This is a genomic window from Microbacterium sp. Z10_103, assembly GCF_058310455.1.
The window spans coordinates 2,421,561-2,434,418 of the sequence record NZ_JBZEGK010000001.1 but is presented as its reverse complement, the minus strand read 5'-3'; the positions used below and the strand labels follow the sequence as shown (position 1 = coordinate 2,434,418).

The following is a 12,858-nucleotide window of genomic DNA, read 5'->3' as shown; positions in this document are numbered from 1 at the left end:
GCCAAATGACCCGCTCCCTCCCGCTGGATCAGCTTCGCGACGGCCGCGGCCGCTTCTCCATGCTGGCTATCGACCAGCGCGAATCGCTGCGGCAGATGTTGTCCGCCGACGCTCCGACACCGGTCGGGGATGACGAACTCGTGTCGTTCAAGGTTCTCGTCGCGCGTACGCTCGTGCCGCACGCCAGTGCTGTGCTCGTCGATCGGCAGTATGGGGGCCCCGCCGCCGCCTTGTCAGCGCGCCCCGTCATCCTGGCCGCCGATCTCCTGTCCCAATCCGTGCCCGGCGGGCCGGTCAACGTAGCGATGCTCGACGAAGACGTGACACCCGAGGTCGTGGCGGAGTTCGGCGCTGCAGCGCTGAAGATGCTCGTCCCCTGGCTTCCCGACCGTCGAGATGAGGCCGTAGACCTATCCGCCCGGTTCATGGACCTCTGTCGACGGCTCGGAGTGCCGGGCATCGTCGAGGGGGTCGTGCGACCTGAGGACATCGCCTTCTGGGATGCTCCTGCCCTCAACGAGGCGCTGGTCCTTGCCGCCCGCGACCTGGCTGGGACCGCGCCCGACCTCTACAAGGCGGAAGTGCCGTCGTACGGTGCCGGCGATCCGGAGGTCATCACCGCAACAGCACGCGCCATCACCGAGAGCCTCGAGTGTCCGTGGGTAGTGCTGTCGTCCGGTGTTCCCGCGGCGCGCTTCCCCGATGCCGTCCGCGCCTGCACCGCGGGGGGAGCCCAGGGCTTCCTCGCAGGACGCGCGATCTGGGCTGATGCCACGACATCGCCCGATCCGGCCGCCTTTCTCCGCACCGAGTCGGTGCGCCGGCTGCAGGAGCTGTCCGCGGCGGAGGTCGCGTGACCTCTGCTCCGACCGATGTCGTCGTCGTCGGCCGGGTCTGCATCGATCTTTATCCCACGCAATCGGGCGTGCGGCTGGAGGATGTGCGCACCTTCACCAAGTCGATCGGGGGCAGCGCGGCCAACGTCGCGGTCGCGGCTGCGCGCCAGGGTCTGGGTGTCACGATGCTCTCCCGCTCCGGGGACGACCCCTTCGGGCGCTACGTCGTCGAGGAGTTCACGCGCTTCGGCGTTGACGCCCGGCACATCCGTCCTATGCCAGGTATCCCGTCGGTGCTGACGTTCTGCGAGATGTATCCGCCGGAGGATCCGCCGCTGTACATCTGGCGAAACCCGACCGCACCCGACATGTTCCTCGACGTCGAAGACCTGCCGCTGGACGAGATCGCGTCGGCCCGCGTCTACTGGTCGACCGCGACGGGGCTCTCTCGCGAACCCAGCCGTGCCGCGCACCTCGCGGCGTGGGTGGCGCGTGGCCGGGCGCGTCACACGGTGCTCGATCTGGACTATCGGCCGATGTTCTGGGACGGCCAGGCCCATGCCTCCGCGGCCGTCGGCCGCGCACTCGAACACGTGACGATTGCGATCGGCAACGCCGACGAGTGCGAGATGGCGGTCGGGGAGCGCGACCCAGAGCGGGCGGCGGACGCGCTGCTCGAGCGTGGCGTCGAGCTGGCTATCGTGAAACGCGGCTCGAAGGGCGTGCTCGCGAAGACCGCCGACGAGCGCGTCGAGGTCGCCCCGATTCCCGTCGACGTGGTGAACGGCTTGGGTGCGGGAGACGCCTTCGGCGGTGCACTCTGCCGCGGCCTCGTGGAGGGTTGGTCCCTTGAGCGCACGCTGCGGTTCGCCAACGCCGCCGGCGCCATCGTCGCCACCCGGTATGAATGCTCGACAGCGATGCCGACCGGCGCCGAGGTCGACGCGTTCCTGGCAGAAGGCGTCATGAGCGGAGGCGACTTGTGAGCGAGCGGCTGCGTGTGCTCGTCCTCGGCGCGAGCGGCACGGTCGGCAGTGCTGCCGCCCGCCGTTTCCTCCAGGATGAGCGGTTCGAGGTGGTGGCGGTCTCGCGCCGCACACCTGGATACGCACCGCACGACCGGCTCCGCCATATGGCGGTCGACCTGACCGACGCCGGCGCGGTCGCCGACGCCCTCGGCGCGGCCGGGCCCATCACGCACGTCACGTACGCCGCCCTCTACGAGAAGCCTTCGCTCATCAGCGGCTGGACCGACCCCGAGCAGCGGATCACGAACGGCCGCATGTTCGAGCACGTCATGGGGGCGCTCAGCGACCATCCGGTCGAACACGTCTCGCTGCTTCAGGGCACAAAGGCGTACGGCTACCACGTTGGCCGGATGCGGGTCCCCGGTAAGGAGTCTCAGCCCCGGGTCGAGCATCCCAACTTCTACTGGCTTCAGGAGGATCTGCTCACCGCCGCCGCCGCCGAGCGCGGGTTCGGTTTCACGATCTGGCGCCCGCAGGCCATCTTCGGTGACCAGATCGGGGTCGCAATGAACATGGTGCCCGTCCTCGGTGCGTATGCCGCCATCCGAGCGGAGCTGGGTGAGCCGTTCTCCTTCCCGGGTGGTCACCTGTATCCGGTCGAAGCCGTCGATGCGCGGTTGATCGCGAACGCCATGCACTGGGCGACGGGGGCGCAGAACGCTCACGACGAGACGTTCAACATCACCAACGGCGACGTTTTCGCCTGGCCCGACATCTGGCCCGCCTTCGCAGACATGCTCGGCGTCGAGACGGGCGCTGACGAGCCGATGAGCCTGGCCGCGTGGCTGCCCCGCCACGCGGACGTGTGGGACCGTGTGGTCGCGCGCCACGGACTGCGCCCCAACACCCTCGAGCAGCTCCTCGGCTACTCGCACGCGTTCGCCGACGACATGCTGGCCTACACCCCGGATGGCTCCGTCCACGAGGCGCGGTCGCTCCCGCTGTTCCTGAGCACGATCAAGCTGCGCCAGGCGGGGTTCACCGAGGTCGTCGACTCCGAGTACATGTTCCGCGACCTCTTCGGCGCGCTGCGAGGTAGGCGGGTGCTGCCGTGACCGGAGGCGTGCCCGACCTCGCGGTGAATCCAGGAGTCTGGATGACCGGTTGGCAGGCCGATCGCGCCGAGGACATCGTCGCGCGCATCGCGCGTATCGGCTACCGCCGAATCGTCGTGGTGCTGCGGGACCCACACACCTTCGACCCCGCAGGCGTCCGGCAGCTCGTCGAGTCGCACGGCCTGCAGGTCATGACCAACTCCAACCAGATCGCGACCGAAGACATCGCCAGCGACGATCGCGAGGTGCGGGAGCGTGGCGTGCGCAGGATCCGCCGCGCCATCGAGGTCTCTGCAGAACTGGGGTCCGACAAACTGACCGGGATCCTCTACGGGGTGCTGGGCAAGGCCGCAGCCCCTGTTCCGCGCTCGGTCTTCACTCGCACGGCGCGCATGCTCGGTGACCTCGCCGAAGAGGCCGCGGACTCGGGCGTCGGGCTGCTGTTCGAGGTCGTGAACCGCTACGAGACGGCGCTTGTGAACACCGCGCGTCAGGCGATGGACTTCGTCGCGGCGTCCGGTACGAACCTCCTCGGGATCCATCTCGATATCTTCCACATGAACATCGAAGAAGACGACATGGTCGCCGCGATAGCCGAGGCGCTGCCCCACCTCGGCTATCTCGAGCTCGAGCAGAACCACCGCGGGGAACTCAGTCGCGGCCACATCCCGCTGGCTGAACTCACGGCATCGGCGATCGAGGTCGGCTACGACGGCCGCTACGGGCTCGAGGCGTTCACCGTCTCGGCCCTCGCACCGGACCACGCGACCGGCCTCGCGGTGTGGCGCGACGTGCTCGACCGTGACACCCGGGTAGCCGAGGATGCGTACGCTCTGCTGGCCGGCGCATATGCGGCGGCCGGCAGGCGCTAGGAGACTCACGCCTTCCAGAACGGCTTCAGGTGGGAGAACTCACGGATGCCTGCGGCGGCGACGTGGGACCGAGCAGGTCGCGGATCAATACCGCCGCGTCGCCGGGGGTGCGGGGAAGCTCGCGCATGGTCTCCTCGACTTCGGCCCGGCCCGGGATGCCGGAGCGGCCGTCGATCGCGCGGCACGACAGCGCCGCGGTGACGTTCGCGAAGCGGATGGCATCGGGCAGTTTCTTGCCCAGTACGACCGCGGCGAGCAGCGCTCCGTGGAAGACGTCGCCCGCACCGAGGCTGCTGCGCGGAACGATCGACAGAGCGGGCGCGTACGCAGTGGTCTCGGCGTCGAGCGCGAACGATCCCCGGCTGCCGTCCGTCGCGACGACCGTCTGCGCGCCGTCGGCGCGGGCGCGCTGGGCGGCCTCTCGCGGATCGTCGATCCTGTAGCGCTCGCGCAGCACCTGGGCGGTCGGCACGTAGAGGTCGATGAGGCGCAGATCGAGATCCGGCACCGGATTGCCGTCGTCGAGTGAGACTCGCGCGGTGCCCGCGCCCAGCATCCGCAGCGTTCGGTAGCCGATTTTGTCGACGTGCAGCCAGTCGTAGCCGGCCGGGATGGAGGCAGGCACCTCGGCGGGGCGCGTGATGATCGTGCGAGTTGCTGTCTCGGTGCTTACGACAACAACCGACGAGCTGCTCTCCAGGTCGTCGCGGACCACCACGTGGCGCGTGCCGACACCTTCGGCCTCGAGGCCGTCGATCAGGAGCCTGCCGATATCGTCGGCACCGACGACGCCTGCGAAGTCGACCTCGACGCCGAGCCGGGCCATGGCGACGGCGGCCGTCGAGGCGTTGCCGCCGCCGGCGAGGACGACGTGTTCGGCCTCGACCCGCTCGTCTTCACCGGGAAGCCGCCCGACCACGGCGATGGTGTCGAGCACCAGGCTGCCCAAGCACAGCGTGCGCACGGTCACCGCCGCGACTCCGGGTCGGCGGCGCGCGTGGAGGTGCCGCGCAGGTCGGAGCTGAGCTCGGTGCCCTCGGGATAGATGATATGCACGTACTCGACGCCGTTGCCGCGGCTATCGAACGCCACGCGATGCGCGACCAGCACAGCGGCGTCGGCGGGCAGCTCGAGGGCGGAGGCTTCCTCGGGTGTCGCATGTCTCGCGGTCACGACCTGCGACCCGCCGACCAGCTCGATCGATGCGACACGGTGCAGCAGGTTGTAGAGCCCATCGGACTCGAGCTGCTCACGGGTCAGGGTCACGCCCTCCGGCAGCGCCAGGAAGGTCTTGGTGAGCACGACCGGCACGCCGTCGGCGAAACGCACGCGCTCGACGTGCAACAGTGGTGCGCCCGGCGGCACATGCAGTTCGGCCGCGACATCCGCCCGTGCCTTCACCTCTTCGAGGAGGAGCACCTTGGTCGAGGGCGTCTGCCCCGAAGCGACGAGGTCGCGGTACAGGCTGCTGAGGCCGACCGGGCGCACCAGGCCGGTGCGGAGCGCAAACGCGCCGACGCCGCGCTGAGAGTGGATGATGCCGTCCGAGGCGAGACGAGCCATTGCCTGCCGAAGGGTGGGGCGGCTGACACCGAGCGCCCGAGCCAGGTCGTTCTCCGCAGGGAGCGGCACCGCCGCCGGATAATGGGTCTCTTCGACCAGTCGCTTCAGCAGTTCGGCGCACTGCCAGTACAGCGCGATGCCGGGCGTGCGGGGGAGCGGGTTGGCTGCAAGCCTGTCGAGCAGCAGTGCCTGCGGACCTGCCTGATTCATCGGGACTCCCAGCGTCGCGCATGTCGCGTCATCGGTGTTACTTTACAACTTGTAAAGCCTGCGGTCGATCAGCGACCCGCTCGGTGACCCGGAGGTATGTATGAGCATCGCAGTCATCGCCGGTGATGGCATCGGCAAAGAGGTCGTGCCTGCAGCGATCGCGTGCGTGGATGCCGCGCTCGCCCGCCACGACGCGTCGGTCGAGTGGGTCGACTATGACTGGGGTTCGGATCTCTACATGCAGACGGGCCGAATGATGCCGGTCGACGGGATCGAGAAGTTGTCGGGTCACGACGCGATCTTCCTGGGCGCGGTCGGTCTGCCCGCGATACCGGACACCGAGACCCTCTGGGGTCTGCTCATACCCATCCGCCGAGAATTTCGCCAGTACGTCAACCTGCGCCCGATCAGGGCGCTGGAGGGCGTGCCGAGCCCCGTCCTCGGCGGCGACGACATCGACGTACTCATCGTCCGCGAGAACAACGAGGGTGAGTACTCCGAGGTCGGCGGGCGTTCGTATCGCGGCCGGCCGGAGGAGGAGGCGATCCAGGTCAACGTTTTCACGCGGCATGGCATCGAGCGGGTCGCGCGCTACGCGACCGGGCAGGCCGCGGCCCGTCGGGGCGGGCTCACGTCTGCCACCAAGTCGAACGGAATCACCCACTCGATGCCGTTCTGGGACGAGGTCGTGGCTGAGGTCGCCGCGGAGACACCCGACGTCAGGCTCGAGAGCATGCTCATCGACGCGCTTGCGGCCCGCCTCGTACTCGACCCCGGTCGGTTCGACGTCATCGTGGCCTCGAACCTGTTCGGCGACATACTTTCTGATCTCGCCGGCGCGATCGCGGGCTCCATCGGCGTCGCGCCGAGCGCGAACCTGAACCCGGAGCGCCGGTTCCCGTCGCTGTTCGAGCCGGTGCACGGCTCGGCTCCCGACATTGCGGGGCGCGGTATCGCGAACCCGATCGGCGCCATCTGGACGGGGGCGATGATGCTCGAGCACCTGGGTCACGCGGATGCCGCCGCCGACCTCACTGCGGCCTTCCGGTCGGTCACCGCGGCGGGAGTGCGCACGGCCGATCTCGGCGGCCACGCGAGCACCGCGGAGGTCTCGCAGGCGATCGTCGACGCGCTCGCGTTGTGACGTGCGGCCAACCGGGCCGCGGACCGCGAGACCATCGGCAGTTCGCGGGCGCGCGCGAGTCGGACCCGAGGCCGTGACTCATCTGCGCGCCAGGAGCCGGCCTTCTGGTGTGCCCACCCTTGTCGCGTGGCAGGAACGGTCCTAACTGCGGGCGACCGTGAACCGCACGGTTCGTGGCGGGGAGGCGTTCCCCGCAACATCGGTGGCGGTGACGGTCATCGTGTGCCGCCCCGGGCTGAGTGCGCCCGGCGGTGTGCACGACCAGCCGCCGAGCGGCCCGGCGGTGGCGGTGCAGACCGTCTGGTCCGCCTCCGTCACGGTGATGGTGGCTCCCGGTTCGGTCGACCCCTTGATCGCGGGACGGTTGGTGTGCACGGTGCCGGTGGGCGTTTTCACCGTCGGGACCTGTGGCGCGACGGTGTCGCGCCACAGCACGCGTCGCACGGTTGGGGAGGAGTTCCCCACCGCGTCCGTGGCGGTGACCTTCACCTGGTGCACGCCGTCGCGGACCGGCACGTCGCACGTCCACGCGCCGTCGGCACCGGCGGTCGCCTCGCACGTGCTGCGTCCCGCCGTCACCGACACGACAGCACCGGGTTCGCTGGTACCCGCGACAGTGCTCGACCGGGTCGGCTGGGGGATGCCCCCGGCCGGGGTGGTCACGGTGATCGGCGGCGCGACGGTGTCCACCGCATAGGCGTCGATCACCGTCTCCTTGAACGTGGCCCCCGCGTCGTCCCACGCTTCCGAGCGCAGCGAGATCGTGGTGGCGTCCCGCGGAGCGGTCACCTTCGCGGAGTATGCGCCCGCCCCTCGGCCCGGCACCACCCGGACCGGCGTCCACGTGGCGCCCGCGTCCGCGGACGACCACAGCTTGAGGCCTCGGATCTTCCCGCCTTCGGAGCCGTCCTGGTGCGACACGGTCAGATCCAACTCGGTCGTGCGTCCATCCGTGTTGAAGGCATTCAGCCCCTGTACTCCGTAATCCAGCTGCAGCAGCGGGAGAATCGTGGGGCTCTGGGTGTGGGCGGAGGTGAATCCCCACTCGGTGGAGATGTGCGTGGACAACGGCCACCACGCGACATCCCGGCGGGTGTCGAGCGTCATCCGGTAGGTGCTCCTCTCCGCGGGCACGGAAGGGGTTCCGCTGGGGCTCTCTCCCTCGATCAGCAGGGCCTCGCCCTCGCGCAGCTCGAACCTCCCGGTCGACTCCGTATCCGGCCCCCACTGCTGCGGATGACCGTCTCCATCGACCCGGTACGGCAGGTTGACCGACAGCACATCGCCGTCACGGCTCACCGCAGCATCCTGCGGCGTAGCGGGAGACGGTCGCAGTCCACCGTGATGGACCTGGCCCATGAACGTCTCACTCGCCCGCTGCCCCGGCCGGTACGTCACCGGCGCGCTCTCGAACGGCGCGGGATCCGCGTTCCAGTCTTCCCCTGCCCGCACGGAGCGTTGGAATGTCAGGTCATCGTCTGTCGAGTAGTACACCTCACGCCCGAGCAGCGGCCCGGTGAAGCGGAATCCGAATCCGGTGTAGTTGCCCCCACCGATCATGGTGACGTATTCCACCATCGTGGTGCCGGGCACGAAAGCCTTGACGTCGACGTTCACCTTGGCGGTCGTCTTCGCGTTGGCCTCGTAGGTCAGATCCGTGGGGACGCCCTCCTCGATGTAGCCGAGCTGGTACTGGTACGAGGGGTTCGCGATGCCGGTGCCCTGCAGCCGTGCCTTTCCGTGACGGGCGAGCTCGACCAGCTGGAGCCCGAGGTCGCGGGGCAGCGTCAGGGTGGGCAGCGCCTTGCGGGCCATGCCGGGGAATCTCCGCGGGTCGACCGACTCGAAGTACGGACCGGGCGTCGCGCCGTAGACGAGCACGGCCACGGCTCCGGCGTCGAACGCGGCCTGCGCCTGAGCGTTCAGATCCGGATCTCCACGATCCTCCATGAGGACGACGGCCCCGCGAGCACCCGCGGCCGCCAACTCGTCCGGCGTTCCCTTCCCGGCGTTCACGATCGGTGCGTCGAGCCTGCCCAGGTACTGAGGGGACAGCACGCCGTAGTTCAGCTCACGCGAGATGTCGATCTTCTGACGGGCGCCCACCGCCTTCGCGTCGAGCAGCGGCTGGTTCAGCACGTACCGCGAGTGGACGGTCGTGTCGCCGGCCAGCGGCTCCGGGGACGCGAGGACGGAGATGTCGAGATCGAGTCCTCCCGTGGCGCCGCCGATGCCGCCCGACACCCAGGTCGTGACGGGGTAGCCGCGGTTCGGCAGCCATCGGGCGATGGTCTCTTCCAAACCGGTCGTCTTGGCCTTCCTCTCGGTTTTCATCTCGACCGGAATCGCCTTGCTCCCATCGAGGACCAGGGTGGTGTCGCCCTGCAGGTCGATGTCGCGCGCGAAGCCCGTGAAGCCGTCGACGAAGAGCGCATCCGGCGACGCAACGTTCAGAAGCTGGCCCAGCAGCGCGTAGCGGCCCGGCCGCAGCCGAATCTCTGTGACGCCGTCGACGAGGCTGAACGACTGGTTGACCTGCGAGTCATCCAGCCCGTGGATCGAGCCCGCGCTGCCCAGCGGAGCGGGCGTGCCGTTCGCCTGGATGGCCTCGATCCGGAGCGTGTGCAGGTCGGGCTCGGACATGAAGGCGAGCACGGTGCGGACCGGCGGGGCCCCCTCGCCCACCGCGGTGAGCACGCCGGTGTACACGCCCGGGTCATCGGCGCGCGGGTCGACGCTCACGTCCAGGGAGGCGGTGCCGTGAGCCGGCACCGTCACGGTGTCGGTCGAGAGCGTGACCATCCCTTCGGGTGCCGCGCCGCCGTCAGGGTCCGTGACCGTGACGGCGACGTGGGTGACGACGTCGATGTCGGAGGTGTTCGTGTAGGTGACCGTCTGGGACCGCGGGGCCTGGGTGTCGCGGGGCGACGAGAAGACCCCGAACGACAGCGAGGCGGGAGTCGCGTACACCGTCTCCTCGAGGGCGCCGGGGATCCAGGTCCGCCCCGAGCCTTCGGAGTACACCGGGTTGCCGGCCGGCTGCGCCGAACCCATCAGCACGGACTTGACAGCCTGGTCCTCCAGGTCCGGGCGTGCGGCTTTCACGATCGCCGCGGCGCCGGCCACATGGGGTGCCGCCATGGACGTGCCGGACATGGCCTGGTAGAGGTCGCCGACGGGCTCGAGCGGGTTGGTCTCCGCCGCTGCCCGGGCTGCCACGATCCTGTGGCCGGGCGCCGCGATGTCGGGCTTGATCGCCCAGTCGCCGAAGCGGGGTCCGAGGGAGGAGAAGGACGCGAGCGAGTCGTCGTCCGTGACGGCCGCAACGGTCAGTGCGCTGTCTGCCGTGCCCGGGGTGGTCACCGTCGTCGCCCCGAATTCTCCCTCGTTGCCGGCGGCGACCACGACGAGGGTGTCGTACCGCTCGGAGATCGAGTTCACGGCGAGGGCGCCGGGGTCGGTGCCATCCGTGTAATCGCCTTGGATTCCCAGGCTCATGTTGATGACATCCGCACCGTTTGCGGCGGCCCACTCCATCGCGTCGATGACCCACGATGTCTCGCCCTGACCCGCGGCGTTGAGCACCCTTCCGTTGAGGAGACGGGCTCCGGGGGCGACGCCCCGGTAGTCGCCGCCGGATGCCTCGCCACTGCCCGCGATGATCGATGCGACGTGGGTGCCGTGCCCCGCCTGGTCCATCGCCGTCCCGCTGCCGGTGAAGTCGGCCTCCAGGGTGACGATCCCCTCGTCGAGATCCGGATGGTTCGTGTCGATACCCGTATCCAGGACGGCGACGACCGCGCCGGTCCCATCCGCGCCGCCCGCCCACGCCTGCGGAGCGCCGATCTGCGGCAGTGAGTCGGTGTCGAGCAGCTCGACGGGGGAGTCGAGCCAGACCTTCTCGACCGTGTCGGCGCTTCCCACAGCCTCGACGAGTTCCGGAGCGCCCTCGGGTGCGATCTCGCCGGCGACCGAGGAGATGGACTCCAGCGTGTGCTCCGGCTCGACGCCGAGCGCATCCCAGCTCGGCTCGGCAGCGCGGGCACCGGGCTCCGTGGTCGTCTGAACGATGACCGGCATGCCGTTCTCCGGCTGGTTCGCTGTCAGCTCTTGGAGAGCGAGGACATCGAACAGGTTGCGGTCCAGGTGCTCGGGCACGAGGTGGGCGACGTCCGAGGGGATCACGAACAGGTGGCCGTCTTCTCCGAAGCTGTTGTAGCTCACGGGCCGTCCGTCGTCCCGCGGAGCGGGCGCGAGTGAGATGACCGGATCGCCGTCCGGTCCATCCATCACCGTCACTCGGTCGCCCGTGATCAAGGTCACGACATCACCCGACTGCTCCTCGGACGACGTCGGGAGTGCGGCGGCGTCCTCGCTGGCGGCCGCCACAGGGGGGATTCCGCCGACGAGGACGGCCAGGCATACTCCGCCGACGACGGCACCGACGACTGCTCTTCTGACTCTCACGCTGTCTCCCTGATCGGGAAGCGGCATGCCGGTCCCCCCGGCCCGGCCCGCTCCGCGCGGGCGCTCACGGCACGAGAGCAGCAGAGGATGCTCGTCGTCCCAGCTCCCTGCTGATTGACTCCATTGATGGCGGCCGAATGGTCGGCCCGCGACGAAAGTAGCAATTGTTGTTGCGGCCTACAATTCCCCACGCCCGGAGATCACCCCGCGTCGCCGGACATTAACAACCGCGCAACGTCACCGTCACACAGTGCCGATTCCAGCGGCCGGCGCAGACCGCGGTCATCCGCTCTCGCGGCTCTGACGTGGGCGAGCAGGGAACCGGGCGTCACTCTCGCCAGCGGCCGGCCATTGATCGGATTCATCGATGCAGCCGATCGGAACAATGCGTTGGACGCGCTGAGCACCCCGGCCCAGAGTGGTGGCACCACCACCCGAAGGAGACCGCAAATGTTGAAACACGTCGAGCTGGATCCCACGTTCCCGCTCACTTCGCAGTACTCGGACACGTCGAACGAGCCGACCATCCTCGTGAACATCTTCGATGTCGACCCGGCCGTACAGTCGGAATTCACAGACGCCTGGCTGATCGACGCCGACTTCTTCAAGAAGCAGCCCGGCTATATCTCCGCGCAGCTCCACCAGGGCATCGGGGGGAGTCGCATCTTCGTGAACTACGCGGTCTTCGAGAACACCGCGGCGTTCGCCGCCACGAACCGGCAGCCCGAATTCGGTCCGCTGCGAGGCGTCTACCCCGACGGCGCGACGGCCCACCCTCATCTGTTCCGCCGGGTGGCCGTGGCCGGCATCTGCGTCGGCGAGTTCGACGGACGCAGTGCTGGTCCCGCAACGCCGCAGCAACACGGGCTGAAGCACGTCGAACTCGACCCGACGTTCAGTCTTGCCGAGCAGTACGCGGATACCTCGGGCCAGACGACGGTGCTGCTCAACCTGTTCGACGTCGACCCACGCGACCACGAGTACTTCATCTCCGCCTGGAAGGCCGACGCGGAGTTCTTCAAGGCCCAGCCCGGATACATCTCGGCGCAGCTGCACAAGGGCATTGGAGGCAGCCGGCTGTTCTTGAACTACGCGGTGTTCGAGAACACCGCGGCGTTCGCGGCGACGAACCGGCAGCCACAGTTCGGTCCGCTGCGTGCCGTCTACCCCGACAGCGCCACGGCGAGCCCGCATCTGCTGCGGCGTCTGTCGATCCCCGGAGTGTGCATCGGAGAGGGCAACCGCCCCGTGGCAGCGGAGTGATGTATCGAAATCGCCGAGCGTCGCGCCGTCATCGCGCGGCTCAGCCGGGCCGAACTGGACGGTAGGGCGACCCGGCCGCCGCTCATCGGCGCCCCCGGGCTCAGCCCTTGCAGAGCATGGGCGTGTCGCTGCGTCCGAAGCGGTAGTCGTAGGTCGTGCCGTCGACCTCGACGACGATCCGCATACCCTCCACGATCGCCTGCGCGTAGGACCGCCCCGGCGCCGGGCAGCCGAGGGCGCTGCTCGGCCACGTCACGGCCTCGACGGAGACCAGCGCCGGCTCTCCCGAGACGCCACGAGCCGAGAGGTCATCGACGATCGCGTCCCAGCGCGCCGGGGGGCATCGACCTTGCAGCGAGTTCATTCCAGAGCCGAGTCTAGATCCGGGGGAATCGGGCGGCACACGATAACGCTGCCGGT

General features: G+C 69.1%; 10 protein-coding genes. 6 read left to right on the top strand and 4 right to left on the bottom strand.

Features of this window, described 5'->3' with window-relative positions; all coding sequences use genetic code 11:
- The first annotated feature begins 5 nt into the window (after positions 1-5).
- From AC4FS2_RS11845 to AC4FS2_RS11830, 4 genes are read left to right on the top strand one after another with little or no spacing between them, the layout of a single operon-like run.
- Positions 6-857 carry a hypothetical protein gene (locus AC4FS2_RS11845; protein WP_491156655.1) on the top strand — a complete coding sequence of 284 codons (852 nt, stop codon included), beginning with the start codon at positions 6-8 and terminating at the stop codon, positions 855-857.
- Positions 854-1,822, top strand: coding sequence for a 5-dehydro-2-deoxygluconokinase (gene iolC / locus AC4FS2_RS11840; RefSeq protein ID WP_491156656.1), 969 nt, complete (start codon positions 854-856; stop codon positions 1,820-1,822). Before AC4FS2_RS11845 ends, iolC begins: the two co-directional genes overlap by 4 nt.
- The gene (locus tag AC4FS2_RS11835) at positions 1,819-2,919 is read left to right on the top strand and encodes an NAD-dependent epimerase/dehydratase family protein (RefSeq protein WP_491156657.1); all 1,101 of its coding nucleotides are present in this window, start codon (positions 1,819-1,821) and stop codon (positions 2,917-2,919) included. Before iolC ends, AC4FS2_RS11835 begins: the two co-directional genes overlap by 4 nt.
- Entirely contained in the window at positions 2,916-3,791 is an 876-nt protein-coding gene (locus AC4FS2_RS11830) for a sugar phosphate isomerase/epimerase family protein (protein WP_491156658.1), read from the top strand. Before AC4FS2_RS11835 ends, AC4FS2_RS11830 begins: the two co-directional genes overlap by 4 nt.
- 25 nt (positions 3,792-3,816) lie before the next feature.
- Here the strand turns inward: AC4FS2_RS11830 and AC4FS2_RS11825 are convergent, their stop codons facing one another.
- Positions 3,817-4,761 carry a carbohydrate kinase family protein gene (locus tag AC4FS2_RS11825; RefSeq protein ID WP_491156659.1) on the bottom strand — a complete coding sequence of 315 codons (945 nt, stop codon included), beginning with the start codon at positions 4,759-4,761 and terminating at the stop codon, positions 3,817-3,819.
- Positions 4,758-5,564, bottom strand: a complete 807-nt coding sequence (locus tag AC4FS2_RS11820; RefSeq protein WP_491156660.1) for a GntR family transcriptional regulator — start codon at positions 5,562-5,564, stop codon at positions 4,758-4,760. The genes AC4FS2_RS11825 and AC4FS2_RS11820 overlap by 4 nt, the downstream gene beginning before the upstream one ends.
- Before the next feature lie 100 nt (positions 5,565-5,664).
- Between AC4FS2_RS11820 and AC4FS2_RS11815 the strand changes: the two genes are divergently transcribed.
- Entirely contained in the window at positions 5,665-6,708 is a 1,044-nt protein-coding gene (locus AC4FS2_RS11815; protein WP_491156661.1) for a tartrate dehydrogenase, read from the top strand.
- Between the two features lie 141 nt (positions 6,709-6,849).
- On the opposite strand, the gene AC4FS2_RS11810 is transcribed toward AC4FS2_RS11815, so the two are convergent.
- The gene (locus tag AC4FS2_RS11810) at positions 6,850-11,175 is read right to left on the bottom strand and encodes a S8 family serine peptidase (RefSeq protein WP_491156662.1); all 4,326 of its coding nucleotides are present in this window, start codon (positions 11,173-11,175) and stop codon (positions 6,850-6,852) included.
- 450 nt (positions 11,176-11,625) lie between these two features.
- Here AC4FS2_RS11810 and AC4FS2_RS11805 point away from each other — a divergent pair, with 450 nt between their 5' ends.
- On the top strand, positions 11,626-12,438 hold the full coding sequence (locus tag AC4FS2_RS11805; RefSeq protein ID WP_491156663.1) for an antibiotic biosynthesis monooxygenase family protein: 813 nt from the start codon (positions 11,626-11,628) through the stop codon (positions 12,436-12,438).
- Between the two features lie 100 nt (positions 12,439-12,538).
- Here the strand turns inward: AC4FS2_RS11805 and AC4FS2_RS11800 are convergent, their stop codons facing one another.
- Positions 12,539-12,802, bottom strand: coding sequence for a DUF8738 domain-containing protein (locus AC4FS2_RS11800; protein ID WP_491156664.1), 264 nt, complete (start codon positions 12,800-12,802; stop codon positions 12,539-12,541).
- Between the last annotated feature and the right edge of the window lie 56 nt (positions 12,803-12,858).